Raw genomic sequence first — 25,656 nt, 5'->3', positions numbered from 1 at the left:
ACCGATATAAGGCATAAGTACCTCGATCATCACTGTACGCATATTTGCCAACGCGTTTCCGTTCATATTAATTATCATTAAACACATAAAGTTTGATCAAGTATACATTTTTCTGATTAAAAAGCTAATTTAAATCCATAAAAAAAACCGGTGTTTCCACCGGTTTTTTCGATATTTCTTTCGAAATTCAATTAGTCATTGAATTTACGACGTGGACGGTCTTCACCGAAAGTGCGTTCGCCACGTGGTTTATCATCACCGAAACGTTTTGGACGGTCATCGCCGAAACGTTTTGGACGATCTTCACCAAATGAACGTTGAGGACGGTCACCGTTGAATTCACGACGTGGACGATCTTCACCAAATGAACGTTTTGGACGATCGCCATAACCTTCACGAGCTGGTTTATAATCTACACGGTTACCACGGTTGTCATCGTTAGAACGACGGTCAAAACCACCTTCACGACGTGGACGATCGCTGTTAAATTCGCGACGTGGACGATCTTCAAAACCGCCTTCACGACGTGGACGATCGTTGTTAAATTCGCGACGTGGACGATCTTCGAAACCGCCTTCACGACGTGGACGATCGTTGTTAAATTCGCGACGTGGACGATCTTCGAAACCGCCTTCACGACGTGGACGATCGTTGTTGTATTCGCGACGTGGACGATCTTCGCCACCGAATGAACGACGTTCGCCATCACGGTTGCCTTCACGACGTTTGAAGTTTGATTCACCTTCAAAACGACGACCGCCACCGAAACCACCACGACCACTGCGACCGCCATCACGACGACCACGACCGCCATCACGGCTACCACGTGCAGGAGGTGGAGATGGCTCAAGACCTTCAATTTCAGATACATTTAAACGTGCATCTAAGAAGTCTTCTAAAGCACGGATTTTACCGCGTTCACGGTAAGTCGCTAAAGTAATCGCGTTACCAGTACGGCCCGCACGACCTGTACGACCGATACGGTGTACATAGTCTTCGTTCTTCATTGGAAGACCGAAGTTAATTACGTGAGAAATAGTTGGTACGTCTAGACCACGTGCAGCAACGTCAGTCGCAACTAAGATTTTTGCACGACCTTCACGAATGCTACGTAAACGACGGTTACGTACAGTTTGTGGCATTGCACCGTGAAGAGCGACAACTGAGTGACCTGCTTCTGCAAGTTCTTCAGCCAACATATCTGTATCTTCTTGAGTAGATGCGAATACAACTGCTTGGTCTACAGACTCATCAGATAACCAGTGAGTCAAAAGTTTTTTCTTGTGTTCGAAACCGTCAGTCCAGTGAAGTGTCTGAGTAATGTCAGTATTTGTAGAATGACCAGTTTCAATCGCAATACGCTGTGGATCATTCATCATGCGTTCTGCAAGTGTAATGATACGCGGCGCAAATGTTGCAGAGAACATTAATGTTTGTTTACGGTTAGCAGCCAAGTCGCTGATCGCTTCTAGGTCTTCAGAGAAACCTAAGTCAAGCATACGGTCAGCTTCGTCAACAATTAACGCATCAACGTTGTCTAATTTAATTTGACGACGGTTCACCAAGTCAAGTAAACGACCTGGAGTCGCTACGACAACTTGTGCACCTTTAAGCTGTTGGATTTGTTTACCGAAAGGCATACCACCCATGATTGCAGCAATACGAACACCTTTCATGTGACGTACTAAAGCAATTGCGTCTTGGCTAACCTGTTGAGCCAATTCACGTGTAGGGCAAAGTACAAGAATAGACGGTGCAGTTACCGCTTTCATGCGCTCTTTGAAAGACATCAATGTGTCTTGACCAGCCAAAGCATTCACAGTTGGGAGTAAGAATGCAGCAGTTTTACCAGAACCAGTTTGGCTTGATACAAGAAGGTCTTTACCTTCTAATGCAGCTGGAATTGATTGTTCTTGCACTGGAGTCGGAGTAGTAAAACCTAGACCTTGTAATGCTAGTTGTAACGACTCATGTAAAGGAAAATCAGCAAAAGTTTTGCTCATAGAGTATTTCACCCCAAAAATGGGTGCTCCATTAAAAATATAAATTCAGATGGACATCGGCAAAAAGCGGCACAGCAAAAGACGCTGAAAATATAGAATCAGCGGCGATCCGAGAACGACGATGCGTATAACGCACACATGATTACAGCCGCAACCTGAAGGAATCGCTTAGCGATTGGGTGGGGCGCGAAATATCGTCCTCTCTTTGGACCGGAACGCGCATACACAATGATAGAAGAGAATGTTCAGGTAATGAACGAAATTTAGTGCGTGCGGGGATTATAGCAGAAAGTTTTTAAATGTCACCTGTTTTAGTCAACTTCAGAATATTTTTTGTAAGAAGCTTTAAATTATAGGTGTTTAAGCCATTATTTTTGACCGATTAGACAAAAATAAAGCCCTCATAAAGAGGGCTTTATTTCATTATTCTGTCAATAAACTCGAACTAAGCGTTCTATTATTTAGCAGCTTCACCCCAAGCTGGAACAACAGCTTGCATAAGCGGTTTAAGCATTTTCATAGAACATGCAAGTACTTGACCATTGTCCATTGAGTCGTTACCACCACGAGCATCAACCACAGTACCACCCGCTTCTTTCACAATAAGTTCACCCGCAGCGATGTCCCAAGGTTTCAAACCAAGTTCGAAATAACCATCGAAACGACCGGCAGCAACATATGCTAGATCAAGAGCAGCAGAACCTGAACGACGGTATTGAGCACCGGCTTCAGTCACATTTAACAATGAGTTGAAATGGTTTTTCGCATAAGAAACCACTTCGCCATTACGAATTTTACGATACGCATGACCCACTGAAAGGAAAGTGTTTTCTAAGCTGTCTTTTACATTTACACGAATACGACGTTGATTCATCATCGCACCGCGACCACGGCTTGCAGAGAACAACTCATCTTTCACAGGGTCATAAATAACACCGTGTTGAGTTACACCTTTATGTTGAACTGCAATAGAGATACAGAAATGTGGAACACCATTAACGAAGTTTAATGTGCCATCAAGTGGGTCGATGATCCAACACCAATCAGCGTCGTGACCTTTGCCTTCTTGAAGACCAAACTCTTCGCCTAGGAAACTGTGATTTTTATAGCTTTTACGTAGGGTATCGATAGTCAATTGTTCCAAATAACGGTCTACACGCGTTACTGGACCATCAATTCCTTTTTCTTCGACTTGTAGATCGAGTTTATGACGATTTTGATGCGCTTTTAAAAGCTCTTGACCAACTAATTGAGCCGCACGCGCAGCCATAACCACCATAGGTTCCATTGAACACCCACTACAAATTTGAAGATACTGATAAAGAATAATGCATAAAAGCCCTTATATCTTATCAAATATAAGGGCTTTTAGGGAAAAAATGTTTCTAAAAATTAGAAATTCAACAAACCACTGTTTGCTTATGTTTTAGCCAGCTCTGTGTCACTGAAGCGCCAATGCCTTCAGCATCCAGTCCAGCCTGATGCAACATTTGAGCATGTGTTGCTTGATGCATGAACTCGTCAGCCAAACCTAAATTCAGCACAGGCTTAACCACGCCTGCTTGGGCTAAATATTCATTTACTGCACTGCCCGCACCCGCCATGACTGCATGCTCTTCAACTGTCACAAATAGTTGCGTACTTGCTGCGATTTGATCGATCAACTGTGTATCTAATGGCTTCACGAAGCGCATATTAATCACACGTACAGCCACATCTAGCTTTGTCGCTAAAGCCTGCCCTGCCTCTAGTGCCGCTTGAACACGACTACCAAAAGCCAGTATAGAAATGGTGTCATCTTGCTGATCATTGAAGTTTGCAACAATTTCACCACGGCCAATTTCAAGCTCAATCATCTCTTGCTGAATCTCAACACCCAGTCCATTACCACGTGGGTAACGTACCGCCGCTGGGCCTTTATACAAATAAGCCGTATGCAACATTTGACGACATTCATTTTCGTCTTTCGGCGCCATGATCACCATGTTTGGCACGGTACGCATAAAGGCATAATCATATGCACCGGCATGCGTTGGGCCATCTTCACCAACCAAACCTGCACGGTCGATACCAAATGTCACATCAAGATTTTGCAAAGCGACGTCATGAATCAGCTGGTCATAACCACGTTGTAAGAAGGTTGAATAGATTGCAACAACCGGTTTTACCCCTTCACAGGCCATACCCGCAGCCAAAGTCACCGCATGTTGTTCTGCAATGGCAACATCAAAGAAACGCTCAGGGAACTGCTTGGCAAATTGCACCATGCCTGAGCCTTCACACATCGCAGGAGTAATCGCCAATAAACGATCATCCTGTGCAGCTTCATCACATAACCACTGACCAAAAACATCTGAATATTTCGGTGCAGTTGCCACTGCAGCAGGTGCATTCACTTTACTGATGGCATGGTATTTGATTTGATCTGCTTCGGCAGGTGCAAAGCCTTTACCTTTTTTGGTATAGACATGCACTAAACGTGGGCCTCTGCGTTTTTTTAAGGCTTCAAACACATGTGTCAATTGTTCAACATCGTGCCCATCAAAAGGACCAAAGTAGTCAAAGCCAATGGCTTTAAATAGGTTGTCTGCAGCATCGGTCGCAGCACAATGTAGGCGTGAGTTATACGCCCATTCAGGATGAGGTTGAATATAGGCTTCGCCATTTTCAGAAATATTCACCGATTGACCACTTTCCCAAATCGCAGCCAAATGCTTAGCAAAACCACCAGTACTGCATGAGATCGACATATCGTTGTCGTTCAATACCACCATGAGGTCAGCATTGTGTGCCACCGCATCGTTCATGGCTTCAAAAGCCATGCCCGCTGTCATCGCGCCATCACCCACGATTGCAACCACATGACAGGGATCTTGCTTGAAGCGACGTGCCAATGACATCCCAAGACCAGCAGAAATCGCTGTTGATGAATGGCCTACGCCAAAGGTGTCAAATTCAGATTCTTCACGGGCAGGAAACGCAGCCAAACCATCTTTGGCACGAATCGTCACTAATTGTTCACGACGACCGGTCAAGGCTTTATGCGGATAGGCTTGATGACCCACATCCCAAATCAGACGATCACGTGGCGTTTCAAAACAGTAATGTAATGCCACGGTTAATTCGATCACCCCAAGATTGGCACCAAAATGCCCACCACTTTGTCCGGCCGCATACAAAATAAATTGACGTAACTCATCCGCCACTTGCTCTAATTGGCTGCGCTCGAGTAAACGAAGTTGTTGAGGATGGTTAATCGTATCCAGCAACGGTGTTACAGGGCGTTGAGATGGTATTTCTTTATACAGCATAATGTGGCAAAGCCTTCTAAAGCCTGGCAAATTCCTAAGCTCGGTCTAAATGGGTAACTCGATCATATCGTCGAATTGTATCACCTTACAATCAGCCAAACTTGTAGCGATGTAATTTTTAGCAATGATCTCGTTGGGGAGATTTTGAATGAGTCAGATTATCCTGAATAATCTTCCTATTTATCAACTATTATCGTTCGCTTTATACAAAAAAGAAAATGTTCTGCATAAATTCGTCGTTGCAATTCTACCAATGTCCAAGCATTACGCTATACTTTAGCCAATTTATAATCGAATAAACGGGTTAAGCAGTGCCTATAGAATTTGTCGCAACGTCAAGATTACCGACCGCTTTTGGTGAATTCAATATTACGGTTTTTCAGGATCCTGAAACCGGTGAAGAACATGTCGCACTCTCTAAAGGACTAGAACAAGCTCCTACTGAACCTGTTTTAGTACGTATCCACTCCGAATGCCTGACCGGTGATGCCTTTGCTTCACTCAAATGTGACTGCGGCCCACAACTTCAAGCCACCCAAAAATTAATTAATGAAGCGGGTCAAGGGGTGATTTTATATTTACGCCAAGAAGGTCGCGGTATTGGTTTAACCAATAAAATCCGTGCCTATGCCCTACAAGACCAAGGTCATGACACCGTGGATGCCAATTTATTATTGGATCTTCCTGCCGATGCACGTCGTTATGATATGTGTCCTATCATGTTGAATCATCTCAACATTACTGCGGTGCGTCTCATTACCAATAACCCGTTAAAAATTGAAGCGCTACAAGAGCAAGGCGTGAATGTCGTTGATCGCGTTCCGCTGACTGTGGGTTTAAATCCCTTTAACGAACAATATTTAAAAACCAAACATGATCGTATGTCGCATATGTATCAAAAGGACGATTTTTAAAAATCCTTTAAATTCTCCATAAATTAATCCCTCCAAACCTCCCTTTACAAAAGGGAGGCTTCCCCCTCTTTATTAAAGAGGGGTTAGGGGAGATTCAAATCGTCATCGAAAAAATACGATTTTCAGGAACACGACATTTTAATCGTAAATCAAAAGCCATGCAGATATTACGGACAAAAGGCTTGCCTGCATCACTCACCTGAATGTGCTGATCAAAAATCTCGAGCAAGCCATCTTCTTGCATTTCAGCCAATTGCGCTAATACTTCATCAAGCTCAGGAAATTGCATTTCTTGACCTGCCCAAGAAGTTTGGAAGGTACACATCAAATTGAGAATATGTTTACGAATGATTAAGTCCTCATCTGTCAGCACATGCCCCCGATAGACTGGGATTTCATTCGCTTCTAAACGTGCATAATAGTCTTCAATTTTCTTTTCATTTTGTGCAAAGCTGTACCAACTGTCACTGATCGAGGATAAGCCGAGACCAATCATTACTTGGGTTTTCGATGCGGTATAGCCCATAAAATTACGGTGCAAACTGCCCTGCTGAAAAGCTTGATACATTGGATCTTGGATTAATGCAAAATGATCCATCCCAATTTCATGATAGCCATGTGCAAGTAATTGCTTCTTACCTTCTTCATAGCATTGACGTTTTAAATCATCTTTCGGGACATCGGCATCTTTAAAACCACGTTGCCCATTGCCCTTAATCCACGGCACATGTGCATAGCTATAAAAGGCTAGACGATCTGGCATCAAACGATTGGTCTGTTCAATGGTATGCAACACGTCGTTTAAATCCTGAAATGGCAGACCAAAAACCAAGTCATGCGAAATAGAGGTATAGCCAATATCACGTGCCCACTGTGTTACTTGTTCAACATGTGCAAAGGGCTGAATACGGTGGATGGCTTTTTGCACCTTCTCATTATAATCCTGCACTCCATAACTTACGCGCCGAAATCCAACATCGTACAAGGCTTGTAAATGCTCACGTGTGGTATTGTTCGGATGGCCTTCAAAGCTAAATTCATACGCATCGGCAATATCAGCATGCACTAGAATGCCTTGAATCAACTGGGTGAGATGCTCAGGAGAAAAGAAAGTAGGCGTTCCCCCGCCCAAATGAATTTCTTTAATTATTGGCCGATCGACCAAGAGTTGACAATATAAATCCCACTCTTTCAGCACCGCCTGAATATAAGGCAGCTCCATCTCATGTTTTCTCGTAACTTTTTTATGGCAGCCACAAAACGTACATAAGCTTTCACAAAATGGCAGATGGATGTACAGACTGATGCCTTCGCTGTGATTAGTCTCATCAAATGAACGCTTCAAGCCCTGTTTCCACTGTTGCAATGAAAACTCAGCTTCCTCCCAATACGGCACGGTTGGATAACTGGTATAGCGTGGACCCGGTACATTATATTTTTGAATTAAAGAACTCGCCTGCTGAGACATCGATGCACCATTTCAATCAATGAGATTCAATTTAAATCTACCTAATGATTATTGTGCTGAGCTTCAGAAGTGAATTCAACCTAGCAAATTTGTCGGAATAACCCCAATTTCAGCCTGAGCAATTGCTGCTAACTCTGCATGATCTTTTTGTTTAATCGTTAGATTTCTGAAGTTCAAGCAAAGAGCCGATGCTGAGTATCGGGAAAAATGCCTTAAGTTTTCACGTAATTTATGCTTTGATGACACTTATCTTTAAATTATTTTAATAAAGGTCACCATGCAGAATCCAACTTCAGCCGATATTCAACGTGTAGATGAATTCCTTCGCGATTTACAGGCACGAATTTGTGCCGCATTGGAACAGCAAGAACGTGCCGGTGGTGGAAGTGCCGAATTTGCTATCGATGACTGGGAACGCCCTGAAGGTGGTGGTGGTCGCTCACGTGTTCTACAAAATGGGACGGTGATTGAAAAAGGTGGCGTGATGTTCTCGCACATCAACATTTCAAAATTACCAGCCTCAGCGACTGAACGCCATCCCGCTATTGCAGGTGCAAAAGCGCAAGCCATGGGCGTGTCACTGGTGATTCACCCGAAAAACCCCAACGTCCCGACCTCACATGCCAATGTGCGTTTATTTGTTGCCGAAAAAGAAGGCCAAGATCCGATTTGGTGGTTTGGCGGTGGTTTTGACCTCACTCCATTTTATCCAAATGATGAAGATGTCTTGTCTTGGCATCAAACTGCCCATGATCTTTGTGCCCCATTTAGTGATACACTCTATGATGAACATAAGAAATGGTGTGATGACTATTTCTATCTCAAACACCGTGATGAACAACGTGGTGTGGGTGGTTTATTCTTTGATGATCTCAACCAATGGGACTTTGAAACCTGTTTCAAATATATGCAGGCCGTGGGTAATGGTTATTTAGAGGCGATTTTACCGATCTTCCAAAGAAACCAAGACAAAGCCTATACCGAAGCACAACGAGACTTCCAACTATACCGTCGTGGTCGTTACGTTGAATATAACCTGGTCTATGACCGTGGTACCTTATTTGGCTTACAAACTGGTGGGCGTATTGAATCCATTTTAGTAAGTATGCCACCTTTGGCGGGCTGGTCGTATCGTCCTGAATGGGAAGAAAATTCTCCAGAGAAAAAGCTCACCGACTTTTATTTAAAACCGCATGATTGGCTTAATATATTGAAATAAAATAGATAGACATGTATTTGCCTCTGTCCATCAGGGGCTTTTCATTGCCTTTTAATTAAAGTATTTGTATTTCTAGGTAATATCTTGATGCATAAATAAATTTTTTAAGCATTTACTTTGTAATCAGATTGCTCAACAATGACACATCTTTTAAACAGCTTTACGCTATGTCATTGCACAATGTGTCAATAAACTCATGGCTGTAACTTTCTTGTACGGAGTACAACGCACATGACACATCAAACACTCAATAAAAAAGCAGTCAGTCTTACTGCCTTGGTGTTTTGGAGCTTTGCTGTTGTGCTGATCAGCGCTATCAGTACTAATATTTTTTCCGAAACGTCTTTGAATGATAATTTGGCTATTGGCTTCATGGTGGTTGCCTTGATTGGTTTAGTCATCAGTGCTGCCAGCATCTTGATTCAAAGCGTCTTAGATATTTGTAATCCTTAATTTTCCTCCTTTATTTCACGATTTTAAGACTGCCCGAACTTTAGCCATCTTCGGTTTTGGCGTATATTGTCTGCTCTTTCACATCTACATGGACGCTGTGCAATGAGCAAACAATTTGCCGTGATTGGCAATCCGATTGAACAATCACGCTCACCTGAACTTCATCATGCCTTCGCTGAAAAAACAGGCCTCGACATTCAGTACAGCAAACGACTTGCGCCACTCGATGGTTTTCAGCACAGTGTCGAATCCTTCTTTGCCGAAGGTGGCATCGGTATGAATGTCACTGTTCCGTTTAAAGAACAAGCTTATGCACAATGTGCCGTCCTGACTGAACGTGCCAAAATTGCAGGTGCGGTCAATACACTATGGATGCAAGATGGCACACTCCATGGCGATAATACCGATGGACAAGGCCTGGTCGATGCCATCCGTGCCTTAGATTGGAATTTAGAACAGACCGATATTTTAATTATTGGTGCAGGTGGTGCAACACGTGGCGTGATTTACCCACTGGTACAAGCCGGGGCCAAAAAAATCGTGATTGCCAACCGGACTTTAGCGCGTGCTGAACAATTGGTCGCTGACTTAAAAACTGCTGTCCCCAATGCCGAACTTGTAGCCATTGCACTCACTGACTTAGCAGGTCAATTTGATCTGGTGATTAATGCCACATCGGCAAGCTTAACGGGTGATGCTCTAATTTTGCCTGAAGCTTTACAATTCACCCACGCCTATGAAATGGCCTATGGCAAACCATCGACATTTTTGGATCAAGCCAAAGCACGCAATGTTCCAACCTCAGAAGGTTTTGGCATGTTGGTTGGTCAAGCAATCGAATCTTTTTCCATTTGGAATGGCATTAAACCTGATCTAAAAGACTTTCTATAATTCAAAATGATTTGCTCAATTCACTTTCTGAGCAGGCTAAACACCTAAAAAAAGAACCTCAATTGAGGTTCTTTTTTTGATCCAACTTACTTCTTATGTTTTTGTATCGCCTTATAAGTCTCATAATAAGCCGATTGGCTGAACAACTCTTCGTGTTCTGCTGCTAGGCCTTGCAATGACGCTTCTGATAATTTTCCTTTGATATCATCAGCAAAGGCTTGCGCATAGATTTTTGATGCTTTCACCAAATGCGCTTTTTCAGTTCCTTCCAGTTCATAGCTAGCTAAAAAGTTTTGTTGATATAAATGTGCAAAAATCGCCTGATCAGTCTTATAAGTTTTTTGCAATTGTTTCCACTCAACCTGAGCTTTGTACTCTCCAATCCCCGACTGCACATAATGATTGACTGAAGAACCTAAGTCATCAAAGTCTTGATAGCGATGCAAAGCATGCTTATCACGTAATTGATTTAAACGTTTCAGCGCATTGCCTGTTGGTTCTTTTAAGCCATCAACAAATCGATATGCATAAACTTCTGCAATTTCATTCAAATCATTGGCTGAGTAATAACGCACATACTGAGCGCGATAGTTAGCAAATGCCACGACAAATGCCGCTTGATAGGCTTTCACTTCAGATTGATGACGTTTATAACTTTGCAATGCCACAGTACTGAGATATTCAGGAAGTTCGATTTCTTCATTTGCAGCACGGACATCATCAACCGATGCAGTTTCTGCTTCAGCAAGCAGAGGATCATTTCCTGTGATCGGCGCAAGCAGGCCTTTCAACATATTTTCAAAGAGTGAATCTTTACTGACTTCCTCAATGGATTTTGCCTGTTTCATGGCTTGACGATCAATTTTAGTCGCATTGCCATAATTCAAAATTTGGTTGCTACTTTTCAGCTTTAATTGACCTAAACGTGGCTCATTAAAGGCCAATTGATAGTCCATTACTTGGACTCGGCCTTTATGATCTAAGCCTACATCCATTACGACATTCGAAGATGATTTATCCTGTGCATTCAGCACCTGCGCAATTTCAGCTTGATGCTTTTGCCATAATTGCTGGAATTGTTTTACATCGATAAGTTGTTCACTTTGATATTGCTGGAATACTGGTTTTAACTGCTCAACAGCATCCGAAATCTCTGAATCTGTATTGGATGCGTCCGCAGCAGAAGCCGATGGTACAGCATCTTCTTGCAGGGGTATCACCCGAACATCTTGATAATCCTGACACAGTGTGACTTTACCGATCGGCACCTGTTTGGTGTTCATCAAGGCTTGACAGACTTCCTCAGATAAGTTCGCTGTTTCATCATCTTCTTCTGAAGCCGCATAAGCTTCGGTTACTTCAGTATCCGAACTATAGGCTTCTTCATCATCACCCGCGGTCGCCTCCGCATATGCACTTGCAGTATCGATCGCGTATTCAGCAGATTCAGCGGCAGAAGACGTTTGTTCTTCTTCCGTTTCATGTTGGTGATACATCAGGCCATGCATTTTCGCATTGAGCAGCTCATTCACACGTTCTACAGATGCATAAGCCGCATCATAGTCTTCATCCTCAACTGCTGCCGCTACTGCAGTCCCTCCCGCCGCTTCAGCCGCAGCCATCGCCTCTTCTGAAGCACTAAGATGCACAGCTGCATCCACAGATTCATCTTGCTCAGCGTCACTATTACGCTGACCTTTGATTTGCGTGGTGTAATAGTTGGCGTTCACAAAATCAAAAAGTTCAAGCTGGGTGTATAGCGCATCAAGATCACCCACATAGCGGATTTTTTTAGTCAGCCCTGCATTTTTTTCATCACGTGTTAAAGCAATATTTTGCACTTGATTCGGCTCTGCCAAGACATAAGGCAAAGCATTCATTTGTTTTAAATAGTCAGCAAATTTTTTCAAATCGTACTGAGCAATCGTCTCTTTATGTTTTGAAAAATCCACATAAGCCAAGCTGCTTTGGCTTTCACGATTTACCATAAACGGCATGAACGCAAAGTAGTTTGTATAAAATTTATGTTGATTAAAATCAATGATCATCGGCAACTGTGCATTGACCTGCAAGGTCGGTTTTTGATAACTCAATTGCAAGGTTAAGGCAGCAAGTTTTTCTCTAAAATGTACTGAACCGCTATAGCTAAACTGTAAATCATTCAACACATTCAGCAGTGATTGAGCAATTTTAGATTGCGGAGAAACGCCATCCTCTTCTTCGCTATAGCGCGCTGATGGTGGGATTGATTCATTGGCAATGGCTTGATAGAGCTGTTTCTTTTCTTTTTGGCTAAATGGAATATTTTGGGTTTTAATCAACTGATCCAGTTGTTTTTTAAGTTTAGGATCCAGCTCTGGCTGTGTGCTTATCGCAGGTTTTGACTTGGTTTCAGGCTTTTTTTCATCGAACTGAATATCTGTCTGAATTGAAAATTGCCCTTTCATGTCATAACTGGCATTTTCAAACATTGCGTTTAAGCCTTGAGTGGCTTGTTGCCCGAGAGACTGATCCGTTGAATTGGTTTTTATGACATGTTGAGCACACCCAGTAATACTCAAACCCAGTAAACAAAGTGTTATATATTTTAATCGCATAATTGTACGAAAGACCTAAGTTCTTTATGATTTATTAAAAGAAAAAAATGATCAAAAGATCAACATCCAGTCTATCAGAAGTTTACTTTTCACATGTTGGTTAAATATTACAATTCGCCTTTCTGACATTTTTTAAGGGCGTATTCATCAATGTTTTTTTGGATAAAATTATGAATAATCAAATCATCAATACAGATAATCCAAAAAAATTTAGATATTAGGATTAAGACTATGCCTGCATATAAAGCGCCTTTACACGATATTCGTTTCTTAATGAATGAAGTGCTCGATTACCCAGCACACTACAAAACTTTGTCTAATGGTGAAGCTGCTGATGCAGATACTGTCGACATGATTTTAGAAGGTGCAGCGGATTTTTGTGAAAACATCCTTTCACCTTTAAACCAAACGGGTGATGAAGAAGGCTGTCATTTTGAAAATGGTGATGTGAAAACACCAAAAGGGTTTAAAGAAGCCTATGACCAATTTGTACAGGGTGGCTGGCAAGGTCTGTCTTTCCCTGAAGAATTTGGCGGTCAAAACTTGCCACAGTCGTTGAATCTCATCAAATCTGAAATGATGGGTACAGCAAACTGGTCATTCCAAATGTATCCGGGTCTCAGCGTAGGTTGTATCAACACCATTCTACAATTTGGTTCAGAAGAACAGAAAAACCAATATTTACCGAACCTTGTTGCTGGAACTTGGTCAGGCACCATGTGCTTAACTGAACCTCAATGCGGTACCGACTTAGGTCAGGTAAAAACCAAAGCGGAACCTCAAGCTGACGGTAGCTATGCAATTTCTGGTACAAAAATCTTCATCTCTGCGGGTGAGCATGATTTAACAGATAACATCGTGCATATCGTACTTGCTCGTCTTCCAGATGCTCCTGCAGGTACTAAAGGGATTTCATTGTTCATCGTTCCAAAATTCCTTGTGAAAGCAGACGGTTCAGTGGGCGAACGCAACCCAGTGACTTGTGGTTCGATTGAACACAAAATGGGGATCCGTGCTTCGGCAACAGCTGTGCTGAACTTTGACAATGCTATTGGTTACTTGATCGGTGAAAAACACAAAGGCCTACATGCAATGTTCACCTTCATGAACACTGCACGTATTGGTACAGCAATTCAAGGTATTGCACATGCTGAATTGGCATTCCAAGGCGCACTTCCATACGCGAAAGAACGTATGTCTATGCGTGCACTTTCAGGTAAAAAAGATCCTGAAAAAGTAGCCGATGCGATTATTCACCATGCAGACGTACGTCGTATGCTTTTAACTCAAAAAGCGATCGCTGAAGGCGGCCGTTCAATGATTTACTATGCAGCTCAAATTGCGGACAAAATGACTGATGCTTTAACCCGCGGTGATACAGCAGCGTTTGAAGCACATGATGACCACTTAGGCTTCTACACCCCGATTCTCAAAGGTTTCTTAACCGAAATGGGTTATGAAGCTGCAAACCATGGTATGCAAGTATACGGAGGTCATGGTTATATTAAAGAATGGGGCATGGAACAAATTGTTCGTGACTCACGTATCTCTACTCTCTACGAAGGCACAACCGGTGTTCAAGCACTAGACTTGATTGGTCGTAAAGTTCTGTTGACCTCAAAAGGTAAAGTGATTCGTGACTACACAGCAGAAATCTTGAAGTTCTGTGGTCAACATGCACGTAACAAATACATGCGTCGTTTTGCGTGGGACTTAACGAAGCTTTGCGCACAGTGGAATGCATTAACTGTTCGTATCATGCTTGCTGCACGTAAAGACCGCGACATCGTATCTTCTGCATCTGTAGATTTCTTGATGTTCTCTGGCTACGTGATGATGGCTTATTTCTGGGCACAACAAGCTGCCGTAGCTTCTGAAAAATTAGCAGAAGGCAATGGTGCAGAAGTTCCTGAGTTCTATAAAGCAAAAATCAAAGTGGCAGACTTCTACTTTGAACGTCTATTACCACGCTCACAAGGTCACGCTGAAGCAATGGTCAACCCATCGAAGACCATGACTTCTTTGGCACCTGAACACTTTAGCTTTGACTACTAAGCTTTAAACCGAGTTAAATGACTCTATAAAAAGACCGCTTCGGCGGTCTTTTTTGTCTTCTCTTTTAATTTTCATCTATAGCGATAATGAGCAGCATTCTTAATTTCTTCATGAGGTAATAACAATGTATAAAGATGAACTTTATATGGAGAAATATTGTTGTATTTTTCAACAAAAATAGAACACCTTATCGCTAAAACATAATTTTATTTAATAAATATTAAATACTTAAAGTAAATTTAACTCCATAATTTTAGCTTTACATTTGTATCTCATACAACTTCATAGCTTCTCCCTATGATGACTTCAATGATTCATAGAGAGCGTAACCATGAAAAAATTGATGTCTTCATTGATGATTGGTCTGATTGCAATAACTGCGACAATGTCTGCAATGGCAGCGCCTGCAATCGATCATAAAAATCCGCCACCTGCTGCACACTTCGATAAAAAACATGTACCGCCTAAAGCAACACATCACAAACCTGCTGGGCCGCAAATAGTGAAAAAAGAGCATCAACACGCTCATGCAAAATTTGCCAAACAAAATCATAAGGCAGTAGCTTTTAAAGGCAATCAACACAAACCTGTTTCGCAGCATAAATTACCGCCAATGCCACCGAAACATCGTTAAGTAAATTAAAAAAAGACCGCTCATGCGGTCTTTTTTAATATTTACTTTGCTTTATCAGCAATAAATTCTTTAATCTCTATGGGTTTATCTTTTACCAACTCAACTTTGCCTTCATTCACACCATTAAAGTTCTTAAAGTGAATTGAAACACCTTGGTCGTTGGCAAGTCGTACACCACTTCCTGAAACTGCTCGTTTCAATTCATACACACGATCAGAATTATCAGTCAATTGTGCGGTTTCAAAATTATCTTTGGTTTTTAACTCAAGGCTTAGATCTTGTGGCCCTGTAAAGTGAATCACTTGCTCATCTTGAGCTACTGCAACATCGTTTGTTCGTGTAGTTGCGATCGTTGCCTCTGTTGCAACATTTTGTTCTGATGGTGCTTTTTTATCGGTGCAACCCACCAAAGCTATAGTTAATAACGTCGCAGTTAAAATATATTTCATTTTCTGAAGTTCCTTTATGCCATGTAAATTCAATTATCAACTGAATAATTTCATACACATTCTGCAAATTACATTCGAAATATGAAAAATTACTTGTCGCTCAAATTTTAAAACAAGTTTGACATAGCTTTCATTACAGGAATTCTTCCAATACTGAGTTTAAAAAGATATGCCCCTGCTCGGTACAAGACAAACGTGTTGGATCATTGACCATCAATTTACGTTCACGTAATGAGTTCAATAACTCGGCAATCGGCTCTAAACTTTCCCCTGTACGCTTGCTATATAGCTTGGCTTCCACCCCATGATTTAAACGAAGTGCATTCATCATAAATTCAAAAGGCATGTCGGCTGCTTCGATGCGCTTAAACTGAAGATGTTCAGCAGGTACTTTGGCTAAATAGTCTTTCGGCAAACGGGTTTTTTGGAAACGATACACCCCGTCTGGCACGGTCACTTTGCCATGTGCGCCTGCACCAATCGCCAAATAATCGCCAAACTGCCAATAATTTAAATTATGTGCCGACGGCTTTTCTTTACGCCATGCCGATACTTCATAATTAATAAAGCCTTGCGCTGTTAAATAGGCTTCGCCCTGTTCTTGAATATCTTCAAGCACATCATCGACAGGTAAAATTGGTTTTGTGCGGAAAAAAACTGTATTGGGTTCAATGGTCAATTGATACCACGACACATGAGTTGCCCCATTTTCCACAGCCAATTTCAAATCCAAAAGCGCTTGCTCAATGGTTTGTTCAGGCAGGCCATGCATCAAGTCGACATTTACGCGTTCAAAACCCACCTCTTTTGCATGCTGAATGGCAGAAATCGCATCATCATTCGAATGAATCCGCCCCAGCTTTTTCAGCTGGTCGGTATTAAAACTTTGCACACCGATAGATAGACGATTAATCCCTGCATCTAAATAACCGGCAAAAGGATCGTGCTCAACCGTGCCCGGATTGGCTTCTAAGGTAATTTCACAGCCCGCTTCAAATGGCACTAACGCTTTGAGTTGAGCAAATAACCATTGATAGCCTTTGGATGAAATGAGCGATGGTGTACCCCCACCAATAAATACACTATGAATCAGGCGACCCTGAGCAAAATCGACTTGCGTTTTAAAGTCTTCAACCAACGCCTGTAAATATTCTTGTTCTAAGTCTAAAGACAATTCACCATTCGGCACCGCATGCGAATTAAAGTCACAGTATGGACATTTGCGCACACACCACGGCATGTGAATGTATAAAGATAACGGAACAACTGCAGGATTTAATTCAGCCAAGGAAAATGCTCAAAAGGAACAAAAGAAGTAAGCGCATTTTAACATGACTGCATCAGAGCGCTTATGAAAACTCATCCACAATACAGTAGACTAATAAAATTAAAGAAGAATTAGATGATTAGAAGATGAAAATAAGCAGCCATTTATTGTACTTACTGCCGCTCGCGATGGGTGTTGGTATCGCCATGACCATTCAAACAGCGATCAACAGCCAATTGCGTGAATATTTATATTCACCGCTGCAAGCTGCCCTTTTTTCTTTTTTGGTTGGTACAATAGTCCTCGCCTTTATGGTGTTTTTTCAATCGGCCGAAAAACCGGACTTTGCAAGTTTTGCTCAAATCCCTTGGTATTTATGGCTAGGGGGATGTTTGGGTGTTTATGCCATCAGTATCAGTATTTATACCGCACCGAAACTGGGTTTTTTATCCCTCTCCGGTCTGATTATTTTTGGACAGATCTTAATGTCGATGGTATTTGACCATTTTGGCTTGCTCGGCACTGAAAAAACCCCGATTAACTGGCAACGCTTATTGGGTGGCGTGGTGATTTTTATTGGTGTGCTTCTCACTTTCCAACGCTAAGACCTCATTCCTAAGCACCTCACAAGAAATGAGTACATTCTGTGTCTACTGTCACGGCTGTAACAAGCAGCAAGTATGAATTAAAACAACTGTTTCATTTAATGATCCCGATATTGATCACGCAGTTTGCGCAAGCGGGATTTGGTCTCATTGATACCATCATGGCTGGACACATGTCCGCCAATGACCTTGCAGCCATTGCGGTCGGGGTCGGTTTATGGATACCGGTCATGCTGCTGTTCAGCGGCATTATGATTGCAACCACCCCATTGGTGGCCGAAGCCAATGGTGCGCGCACGCCTGAAAAAATTGCTACCATTGCCCGTCAGTCTTTGTGGGTCGCATTATTTTTAGGGATCATTGCCGCATTAGTCTTACAAGCTATGCCGCTGCTTTTACCGTTATTGGGTGTCCCTGAAGCATTGCTGCCGAAGGCGAGTTTATTCTTACACGCCATTAGTTTAGGTATGCCTGCTGTCACCATGTACGCAGCTTTACGTGGTTACTCAGAAGCATTGGGGCATCCACGCCCAGTCACTGTGCTGAGTCTGCTGGCCTTATTGGTGTTAATTCCACTGAACTTTATTTTTATGTATGGTTTAGGCCCAGTCCCTGAACTGGGTTCTGCTGGATGTGGATTTGCCACCGCGATTTTGCAATGGTTAATGTTCTTTGCTTTGGCGATGTACGTTTTCAAAGGATCGGCCTATCAAAAAACCCAACCTTTCGCTGCTTTTGAAAAAATGAACAGTGAATGGATCAAACGTATCTTAAAACTTGGCTTTCCCATTGGCTTAGCCATTTTCTTTGAAGTCAGTATTTTTAGTACAGCCGCTATTGTGTTGAGTCCTTTAGGCGAAGTCACCATTGCCGCGCATCAAGTCGCCATTTCGATTACCTCGCAATTGTTTATGATTCCCATGTCACTAGCGATTGCGCTGACCATTCGGGTCGGTACCTATTATGGGGAGAAGAACTGGCTAGCGATGCGAAAAGTCCAAAAAGTCGGTATGTTGACAGGGACGGTATTTGCCCTGATTACCATGTTGCTGCTTTGGCTTTTACGTAATGAAATTGTGTCACTGTATACCAATGACTATGATGTGACTCAGCTTGCAGTATATTTGGTCTTGTTCGCGATTGCCTATCAGTTGATGGACGCATGGCAAGTCAGTGCCGCAGGGTGTTTACGCGGTATGCAAGACACTAAAGGGCCGATGTGGATCACCATGATCGCGTATTGGATCATTGCCTTCCCTGTCGGGATCTATCTTGCACGCTTCACCACGACTGGTGCTGCAGGCGTTTGGATTGGCCTAATTGTGGGTCTGACTGTCGCCTGTATACTGCTACTTACACGTTTATTTATGATGAATAAACGTTTAGCTCAAGCGGGATAAGCCCTTAAAAATCATCTAAAAAGTTACTTAAAAAAGACGGCTAGGCTATGCAGAAAATTAATGCAAATTAACACGCTGCATAGCAATGCCATAAATAAAAATACGAAGAAGAGGAAAATAAACATGTCCCATGTATTTCGCTCGATCAGTCTCTGTCTGAGCTTAGGCTTTTCCATGTCACTACAGGCTGAACAAACGATCAACCGACATGAATTTCCTTTATATCACGCACCCATCAAAGTCCAATCACAACCCGAATTTGATTACATCAATCAAGCACTTTGGACAGCCTTTCGCTTTTATCATGAACAACAAGCAGACTCATATACCGCACGTTTAAAATTAAGTTGTCAGCAGTCTGGTATGGCGTACACCTATCAGGACTTCATCAAGGCCAATCAAAAGTTTGCCTCTGCGGACGATCAGGATTTTATCGTGACGCAAAACCTCATCACCCTGAATGAAAATTTACACCATAACCAATGCAGTAAATATCTCAGTCCACATTTAGAACTGGAAAAAACTGAAACGAGCGAAGCAGCAAAACCAACTAATTAAGCGCCTCAATGGCATTTTTTAAACCTTGTGGCACTTGGCTGTCGTCTTCTACGTCTTTCACAATCGCCTGCCCGACAATCACATCTGTCCCATTAAAACTCATAGTCGGTGAGCCATACAATTCATAGCCTTCATTTAAAGCTTTGGTCACACGGGCACAGAAATTGACATCATCTTTACCGGTTAAATAGCGATACACTTTCATCGTTCAGTTCTCTTCTAGCGACGCGATATTTTAAACCATTCAGCACGTGGCTTAAATTTGCCTGAATTATTTTCAGTATTTACATTTTTGCCCATCATTTTATCAATGGAAATAAAGTCTTAACAATTTAAAGTAGGCAGTTTGTGTTTTGTCGCCTATGATCGGTAATAGATAATAAATGATGATCTTGAGGAACATCACATGGCAAAAACGGCTAGCACACCGGGTCGTCGCTTTATGAAACTTGCCAGTATGACGGCAAGCATTGCTACTAAAACCGTTTCCAATTCCATCCGCAATATCACTGCCGATGAAGAACAGAAAAATGCATCTCGCAGTAAACTTTTTCAGGACATCGGTCTGCAAATTGCAGACACTTTGGGTGAAATGAAGGGTGCGGTGATGAAAGTCGGACAAATTGCCTCGCAGTACAAAGACATTTTTCCACCTGAAGTCGCAAAAGCGATCAGTAAATTACAACGCCAAGCGCCAGCCATGCCTTTTGCTGAAATTAAGGCTCAAGTAGAACAAGAACTCGGCAACCCCCTCGCGCAAATTTTTAAAAGTTTTGAAGAACAACCTTTTGCCGCTGCATCCATTGGGCAGGTGCATAAAGCCGTGTTACCTAATGGTCAGCAGGTGGTGGTGAAAGTGCAATATCCGGGTGTCGAAGAAGCCTGTGAAAGTGATTTAAAACAAGTTCGGCTTGCCCTTCGTCTGATGGGCGTATTGAAAATTGATCGGAAGTTACAAAACAAGCTATTTCGTGAAATTCAGGACAGTTTGGACAACGAACTGAACTATGAAATTGAAGCGCAAAACTTAGATGTGGCCCGTGCGTTTCATAGTGCGCTGGATGACAAAATCATTATTCCACAGGTCTATAAAGATTATTCTTCACGTCATATTTTGACTTTAAGTCTAGAGCTTGGCGACAGTATAGAAACTGCCAGCACATGGTCACAAGAAACACGAAATGCCTTGGGAAGGCGCTTATTCCGTGCCATTGGTCGTGAAATTTTCTTCCTTAAACGTTTCCACTGTGATCCGCATCCGGGCAACTTCGCCTTTCGTCAAGATGGTTCAGTCATCGTATATGACTACGGTGGTGTGAAAACCCTGTCTCCTGAAATCGTGTCGCACTTTAAGCAATTGATCAATGCTGCACGCAAGCACGATATTCCACTGATGGAACAGCAACTCGATGCCTTACATTCACTCAATGAACTCGGTAAATTCCCTACGGAGTTGTATGAGCAATGGCTTGATGTACTGATGCGTCCGCTGACCACACAATACGACTTTGCTGAAAACTCAGCACACCATGACGGGGTAGAATTAATTAAGCCTTCTCTTAAATACTGGGATGTGTTTAAACCATCACCGGATACCCTGATGGTGAACCGGACTGTTTCAGGACATTATTGGAATTTGATTCATTTGAAAGTGAATGACAATCTCAATGATCTCTTTGATGAGTTGGTCCCACCTAGCGCTTAAGGAAACATGAAGCGCTGATGATTGCCTGATGAATTTCAGGCAATATTTGCATTTTCAATTGTTATATTATAACATTTCCTTAATCAATAAATTTAAGGAACAGAAGAATGCGTGCCAACATCCATCCCGAATACCGTGAAGTGCTCTTTCATGACACCAATGCCAATGCCTTTTTTGTCATTGGCAGTACCTTAAGCACCAATCAAACCAAAGAGTTTGAAGGCAAGACCTATCCATATGTGACGCTCGATATCTCAAGTGCATCACATCCTTTTTATACAGGTGAACAACGCCAAGTGAATAACGAAGGACGTATTGCGAACTTTAATAAACGCTTTGCGCGTTTCAAACGCTCACAATAAGTTCAGTTTCGATTAAGTTTTTGCTTTTAAAATTAAAGCATTGAAGAAGTTCAAGGTTCCCCTCCTCCAGCCTGAGCTTCTTTTTTTTATGTCTGAAATTTTGTGGATTTCAAGCGTTGTTTTAAACATCTATTTTTAAAATCGACTGAAATAAGTAATATCCCAGTCCCAATACGATGACGCCAATCACCACACTGGAAATAGCATAACTGAATGCTAGCCCACTTTGCCCTTGTCTAAGCAGTTGAAAGGTTTCTAAGCCGAAACTGGAAAAGGTGGTAAAGCCACCTAAGATCCCAACCATAAGCAATAAGCGTGCTTCATTTTGTAGAACGGGATATTTTTGGCTAAATGCAAAGAACACACCTGCACAAAAGCAACCTAAAATATTCACCCACCATGTTGCCCAAGGAAAGAGTACTGTTGGCTTGGCCAATAACAGTCCTGCTGCATAGCGAAGTGTTGCCCCAATTGCGCCGCCACATGCGACCAAAAGCCAGTTCATAGTTGTCCTACTTCAACATCATTGGTATCTACAATTTAGGCAACAGACTGCCTAAGGTCGCCCTTCAATATACACGCATTTAATTTACGCAAATAGTGTTAAATGTTTGGGCCAAAGCTTGCTATAGTCTGCAACACTTTGCGGTATTTTTTATTGAAAGAGGACATTATGGCTCAGGAATTATTAGATCAACTTCAAGCAGGGACTGCGAAATTTTCAGATGTGATTGCATTTATTGAAGCGCGTTATAACCACACACCAACTGCTTTTACCAATGGCAAACAAGCCAATGCAGCGACTGAAAACCAAGGCAGTGCCAAAGTATTTTCTTTTGCCCAATTGAATGGTCTAAACCAAGCTGAAACCTTAAGTCTTTTTGCTGAACATTATGCTGCTGTTTTGGCGACACCAGACGCAACTGACCACCAAAACATTCGCCAATTTATGCAAAATGGTTGGGAAGGTATTCAATTTGACGGTCAAGCTCTCAGCGCGAAATAATGCATACGTAGACGTTCTAAATCAGTTCGTCTGCCATAAAAAAGCCAGTATAAATACTGGCTTTTTTATCTTTTCATCATTGGTTCAAATCAAGATACTCGAACTCTGCAAGTCCATTCAGCCATCGCGGTTTTTTCCCAAACTCGTGCATGCTTCAAATGTAGTAATTCTTCACCGGCAGTCAATGCGGTAAAACGATAAGTTTTTTGACCACCGGCACCAAGCACTGGTGTCGCATCTGCAGCAGCAGCTTGTTGTTGTTGAGCTGATTGAAACACTTCTTCAACTTTAAAAAGTTTCGGTTGCTCAGCCAAAGACCATACATAACCAGTACTTGGATTTTCGTTTAACAGTACTTCCAAAGTCTGTCCACGATCCATCTCAAGCAAGGTCGGACAACTTTGCTGTTCAGTAAATACATGGGTTTTCCCATCTACAGTTGAACTCATACTGGTACATCCACCAAGCGCTAAACCACTCGCCAACATTAGACTCAAAATAAGCTGTTTCTTTATCGTCATTTTCATCATCAAATTATTTTACCTTGAATCTAATGCACACCGATTTCAATACGATCTCGATGTAATCGAAGTTTAGCCTTTGACTTTTTCAATCCACTGAATCGAACTTACACGAAAAACTTCACAAGCCCCATCACCCGTATCTGTTGGGGTCAAAGATGAAGTCCAAACCAAATCTTTGTCTTTCACCTCAACCAAATCCCCTTTTAAACGCACGAGATCGCCACGTTTTACTTGAGTAATTTGTTTAGCAATTTGCGGGTTTGCAGGAATGATGTGCATATTCGACACCATCATCATGGCTTGCTTTTGCGGTACAGGAACACGATCCATTTTCCAATTTAAGAAACGGTCATATTGATTGACTGAAATCGTACGAGCAATTTCTGGCTCTGCAAATAAGCCCCAACTGACCGCATAATCGATCGGAGAAAATTTTGCTTGTTCATCTGTTTGATAGGTTTTAGAACCTAAAATTCGGAAATCACCTTTAAATTCTTTCAAGGTAGAAATCGACTGGCCTTTGGCAGCAGGTGCTAAGCCTTTGGCAATATTATAATCTGAAGACGCTTGGACACCGACATTCAATAAAAAGCCTGCAAGCACAGTACTTAATGCAATTCGCTTGATCATCGCGTTATCCTCTTACCCTGTAATACTTCACATTACTCAATTTTAATTCTGCAATTGAGCCGACTTCATCTATTCATAATGCCCCAACCTGAATATGAGCTTAAAATCGCGTAGGTTGAGCCTGATGAATGTCGTTTTCACTAGTTGTAACTCTATATTACGCACACAGTCTGCATAAACCTTATGAACTTGGTAACAAAATGCTGTTATTCAGTCAATTGGCCCATATTCATGCTCCACGACATGATTTACACTTTAAAAAAAGCCAACAATAATGCCCACTATGATTTATAAATTTTATCAACAACACATTTTTCCGCATCTTTTAAATCAAGTCATGCAAGTACCAAGCTTGATGGATAAACGACGCGAACTCCTGTTAGCCGTATCTGGTGAGGTGCTCGAAATTGGCTTTGGTACAGGTTTGAATTTAGCGTTTTATCAAAATGTCGATACGGTTTTTGCCCTTGAGCCCAATCCCGATATTTTTCATTTAGCTGCTGAACGTGTACATGCAGCACCTTTTGAGGTACAGCATATTTTAGCTGGTGCTGAAAAATTACCCTTTGCAGATGAAAGTCTAGATCATGTCGTGAGTACATGGACCTTATGCAGCATTGCCGATATTGAAACTGCGCTTGAAGAAATCTACCGTGTCCTTAAACCAACAGGGACATTTCATTTGGTTGAGCATGTACAACACAATGAAAATCGAAAAATTAAGCAGTTACAGCATTTACTCACGCCCATTCAAAAGAAAGTCGCGGATGGCTGTCATCTGGATCGTAATATGCAAAAGTTGCTTGAAGATGCCCAGTTTGAATGTTTTGAAACGCAGTATTTTGATGCTGAAGGCATTCCAAAAATTGGACAACGCATGTTGCTCGCCCGCGCACGGAAGTTGAGTTAAAGCATCCAAGGCCATGTTTAAGTATAATCAAATCTAGTTAAAAGTACCTAGTCTTTGATTAGTCGAATGGCATTAATTTTTAGGATATGACAGGGCTTTTTATTCAACACATTAAAGGTGCTATATGACTTCCCTGTTTTGGTGGAATGCACATCCACCCATTCACCCAAAATCTCCACACGATCCCCCGATTTTAAACGGCGAATACGATTTGCAACGTCTTCGGATTGAGCAATCACACTGACATTTTGCAATTCAGACTTGAGCTGTTCAATTTGTGTCGATGGTACGTTTTTCGCTTGCACGCTAAAACAGCGGTTCTGCTGCGACCATTCAAGATGATATTTTAAAGACTGGAAATCATTTTCGCCTGAACTCAGTAGCAGATCAATATTGCTGACATAGGCCAAGTCTTGAAAGCCACCCACCACGGTCGGTGCTGCCGGATGTAATGTACGACTACTGGCACTGTAGTAGCGTTTATCCAACAGCAAATATTCACCGGAAAATGCCTGAGTCGCTGTGACCTGAAAATTTTTCAGCACACCAGTCTGCTCTAAATGTGGAATGGCACGAAAATATTCAGACCATATCCACAGCATGAGCGCAAAAACGGCTGCAGTCGCTAAGAGTTTTTCCATGTGGATATTCTGTCCTTATTACTTTTCAACTGTTCTGAGGCTGAGTCACGCGAG

25 protein-coding genes are annotated in these 25,656 nt (G+C 42.1%); 13 read left to right on the top strand and 12 right to left on the bottom strand.

Annotation, left to right across the window (positions count from 1 at the left end; genetic code table 11):
- Nucleotides 1-191: 191 nt before the first annotated feature.
- The 3 genes from FTU12_RS08595 to dxs all read right to left on the bottom strand — a co-directional run bounded on the left by FTU12_RS08595 (nucleotide 192) and on the right by dxs (nucleotide 5,314).
- A complete protein-coding gene (locus FTU12_RS08595; protein WP_180114180.1) occupies nucleotides 192-2,003 on the bottom strand; it encodes a DEAD/DEAH box helicase in 1,812 nt (603 codons plus the stop codon).
- 457 nt (nucleotides 2,004-2,460) lie between these two features.
- Nucleotides 2,461-3,291: an inositol monophosphatase family protein gene (locus FTU12_RS08590; RefSeq protein WP_078189303.1), complete on the bottom strand. Its 831-nt coding sequence runs from the start codon at nucleotides 3,289-3,291 to the stop codon at nucleotides 2,461-2,463.
- Nucleotides 3,292-3,403: 112 nt separating this feature from the next.
- Nucleotides 3,404-5,314: a 1-deoxy-D-xylulose-5-phosphate synthase gene (dxs, locus tag FTU12_RS08585; RefSeq protein ID WP_180059169.1), complete on the bottom strand. Its 1,911-nt coding sequence runs from the start codon at nucleotides 5,312-5,314 to the stop codon at nucleotides 3,404-3,406.
- A 311-nt stretch (nucleotides 5,315-5,625) separates the two neighbouring features.
- Here dxs and ribA point away from each other — a divergent pair, with 311 nt between their 5' ends.
- A complete protein-coding gene (gene ribA / locus FTU12_RS08580; RefSeq protein ID WP_168379100.1) occupies nucleotides 5,626-6,228 on the top strand; it encodes a GTP cyclohydrolase II in 603 nt (200 codons plus the stop codon).
- Between the two features lie 94 nt (nucleotides 6,229-6,322).
- Here ribA and hemN read toward each other — a convergent pair whose 3' ends face one another.
- Nucleotides 6,323-7,696, bottom strand: a complete 1,374-nt coding sequence (hemN, locus tag FTU12_RS08575; protein WP_180114179.1) for an oxygen-independent coproporphyrinogen III oxidase — start codon at nucleotides 7,694-7,696, stop codon at nucleotides 6,323-6,325.
- Nucleotides 7,697-7,973: 277 nt separating this feature from the next.
- Between hemN and hemF the strand changes: the two genes are divergently transcribed.
- The 3 genes from hemF (at nucleotide 7,974) to aroE (ending at nucleotide 10,259) form a co-directional block, all read left to right on the top strand.
- A complete protein-coding gene (gene hemF / locus FTU12_RS08570; RefSeq protein WP_180035647.1) occupies nucleotides 7,974-8,915 on the top strand; it encodes an oxygen-dependent coproporphyrinogen oxidase in 942 nt (313 codons plus the stop codon).
- A gap of 231 nt (nucleotides 8,916-9,146) precedes the next feature.
- On the top strand, nucleotides 9,147-9,368 hold the full coding sequence (locus tag FTU12_RS08565; protein ID WP_078189308.1) for a hypothetical protein: 222 nt from the start codon (nucleotides 9,147-9,149) through the stop codon (nucleotides 9,366-9,368).
- 102 nt (nucleotides 9,369-9,470) lie between these two features.
- Nucleotides 9,471-10,259, top strand: coding sequence for a shikimate dehydrogenase (aroE, locus tag FTU12_RS08560; protein WP_180114178.1), 789 nt, complete (start codon nucleotides 9,471-9,473; stop codon nucleotides 10,257-10,259).
- Nucleotides 10,260-10,345: 86 nt separating this feature from the next.
- On the opposite strand, the gene FTU12_RS08555 is transcribed toward aroE, so the two are convergent.
- Nucleotides 10,346-12,856, bottom strand: coding sequence for a hypothetical protein (locus FTU12_RS08555; RefSeq protein WP_180114177.1), 2,511 nt, complete (start codon nucleotides 12,854-12,856; stop codon nucleotides 10,346-10,348).
- A gap of 231 nt (nucleotides 12,857-13,087) precedes the next feature.
- Between FTU12_RS08555 and FTU12_RS08550 the strand changes: the two genes are divergently transcribed.
- Nucleotides 13,088-14,911, top strand: a complete 1,824-nt coding sequence (locus FTU12_RS08550; RefSeq protein WP_180077081.1) for an acyl-CoA dehydrogenase C-terminal domain-containing protein — start codon at nucleotides 13,088-13,090, stop codon at nucleotides 14,909-14,911.
- A gap of 331 nt (nucleotides 14,912-15,242) precedes the next feature.
- Nucleotides 15,243-15,545 (top strand): hypothetical protein, encoded by a 303-nt coding sequence (locus FTU12_RS08545; RefSeq protein WP_180114176.1) that lies wholly within the window; start codon nucleotides 15,243-15,245, stop codon nucleotides 15,543-15,545.
- Between the two features lie 41 nt (nucleotides 15,546-15,586).
- Here the strand turns inward: FTU12_RS08545 and FTU12_RS08540 are convergent, their stop codons facing one another.
- Complete coding sequence (locus FTU12_RS08540; RefSeq protein ID WP_180114175.1) at nucleotides 15,587-15,994, bottom strand: hypothetical protein; 408 nt, start codon at nucleotides 15,992-15,994, stop codon at nucleotides 15,587-15,589.
- A gap of 133 nt (nucleotides 15,995-16,127) precedes the next feature.
- The gene (hemW, locus tag FTU12_RS08535; protein WP_180114174.1) at nucleotides 16,128-17,282 is read right to left on the bottom strand and encodes a radical SAM family heme chaperone HemW; all 1,155 of its coding nucleotides are present in this window, start codon (nucleotides 17,280-17,282) and stop codon (nucleotides 16,128-16,130) included.
- A gap of 125 nt (nucleotides 17,283-17,407) precedes the next feature.
- Between hemW and FTU12_RS08530 the strand changes: the two genes are divergently transcribed.
- The 3 genes from FTU12_RS08530 (at nucleotide 17,408) to FTU12_RS08520 (ending at nucleotide 19,824) form a co-directional block, all read left to right on the top strand.
- Entirely contained in the window at nucleotides 17,408-17,866 is a 459-nt protein-coding gene (locus tag FTU12_RS08530) for a DMT family transporter (RefSeq protein ID WP_180003411.1), read from the top strand.
- 41 nt (nucleotides 17,867-17,907) lie between these two features.
- A complete protein-coding gene (locus FTU12_RS08525) occupies nucleotides 17,908-19,266 on the top strand; it encodes an MATE family efflux transporter (protein WP_326489498.1) in 1,359 nt (452 codons plus the stop codon).
- Between the two features lie 123 nt (nucleotides 19,267-19,389).
- Nucleotides 19,390-19,824: a hypothetical protein gene (locus tag FTU12_RS08520; protein WP_180114173.1), complete on the top strand. Its 435-nt coding sequence runs from the start codon at nucleotides 19,390-19,392 to the stop codon at nucleotides 19,822-19,824.
- Here the strand turns inward: FTU12_RS08520 and FTU12_RS08515 are convergent.
- On the bottom strand, nucleotides 19,817-20,029 hold the full coding sequence (locus FTU12_RS08515) for a DUF1737 domain-containing protein (protein ID WP_078189319.1): 213 nt from the start codon (nucleotides 20,027-20,029) through the stop codon (nucleotides 19,817-19,819). The two genes, FTU12_RS08520 and FTU12_RS08515, sit on opposite strands and share 8 nt — an antisense overlap.
- 201 nt (nucleotides 20,030-20,230) lie before the next feature.
- On the opposite strand from FTU12_RS08515, the gene FTU12_RS08510 reads away from it, so the two are divergent.
- Nucleotides 20,231-21,529: an AarF/ABC1/UbiB kinase family protein gene (locus FTU12_RS08510; RefSeq protein WP_180114172.1), complete on the top strand. Its 1,299-nt coding sequence runs from the start codon at nucleotides 20,231-20,233 to the stop codon at nucleotides 21,527-21,529.
- A 107-nt stretch (nucleotides 21,530-21,636) separates the two neighbouring features.
- Nucleotides 21,637-21,891 carry a type B 50S ribosomal protein L31 gene (locus FTU12_RS08505; RefSeq protein ID WP_078189321.1) on the top strand — a complete coding sequence of 85 codons (255 nt, stop codon included), beginning with the start codon at nucleotides 21,637-21,639 and terminating at the stop codon, nucleotides 21,889-21,891.
- Nucleotides 21,892-22,012: 121 nt separating this feature from the next.
- On the opposite strand, the gene crcB is transcribed toward FTU12_RS08505, so the two are convergent.
- Nucleotides 22,013-22,396 carry a fluoride efflux transporter CrcB gene (gene crcB / locus FTU12_RS08500; protein ID WP_078189322.1) on the bottom strand — a complete coding sequence of 128 codons (384 nt, stop codon included), beginning with the start codon at nucleotides 22,394-22,396 and terminating at the stop codon, nucleotides 22,013-22,015.
- A 168-nt stretch (nucleotides 22,397-22,564) separates the two neighbouring features.
- Between crcB and FTU12_RS08495 the strand changes: the two genes are divergently transcribed.
- Nucleotides 22,565-22,897 (top strand): HopJ type III effector protein, encoded by a 333-nt coding sequence (locus FTU12_RS08495; protein ID WP_078192490.1) that lies wholly within the window; start codon nucleotides 22,565-22,567, stop codon nucleotides 22,895-22,897.
- A gap of 89 nt (nucleotides 22,898-22,986) precedes the next feature.
- On the opposite strand, the gene FTU12_RS08490 is transcribed toward FTU12_RS08495, so the two are convergent.
- Both FTU12_RS08490 and FTU12_RS08485 read right to left on the bottom strand, forming a co-directional pair.
- The gene (locus tag FTU12_RS08490) at nucleotides 22,987-23,418 is read right to left on the bottom strand and encodes a protease inhibitor I42 family protein (protein WP_257227301.1); all 432 of its coding nucleotides are present in this window, start codon (nucleotides 23,416-23,418) and stop codon (nucleotides 22,987-22,989) included.
- A gap of 72 nt (nucleotides 23,419-23,490) precedes the next feature.
- Entirely contained in the window at nucleotides 23,491-24,051 is a 561-nt protein-coding gene (locus FTU12_RS08485; protein WP_078189325.1) for a hypothetical protein, read from the bottom strand.
- 283 nt (nucleotides 24,052-24,334) lie between these two features.
- On the opposite strand from FTU12_RS08485, the gene FTU12_RS08480 reads away from it, so the two are divergent.
- Complete coding sequence (locus tag FTU12_RS08480; RefSeq protein WP_111884183.1) at nucleotides 24,335-24,961, top strand: class I SAM-dependent methyltransferase; 627 nt, start codon at nucleotides 24,335-24,337, stop codon at nucleotides 24,959-24,961.
- A 47-nt stretch (nucleotides 24,962-25,008) separates the two neighbouring features.
- Here the strand turns inward: FTU12_RS08480 and FTU12_RS08475 are convergent, their stop codons facing one another.
- Nucleotides 25,009-25,602, bottom strand: coding sequence for a hypothetical protein (locus FTU12_RS08475; RefSeq protein WP_180114171.1), 594 nt, complete (start codon nucleotides 25,600-25,602; stop codon nucleotides 25,009-25,011).
- Nucleotides 25,603-25,656: the final 54 nt, after the last annotated feature.

Origin of the sequence: Acinetobacter sp. YH12063 (assembly GCF_013419715.1) — a bacterium.
GTDB lineage: Bacteria > Pseudomonadota > Gammaproteobacteria > Pseudomonadales > Moraxellaceae > Acinetobacter > Acinetobacter amyesii.
The sequence above is the reverse complement of the archived record's forward strand: the minus strand, read 5'-3'. Positions and strand labels throughout refer to the sequence as shown.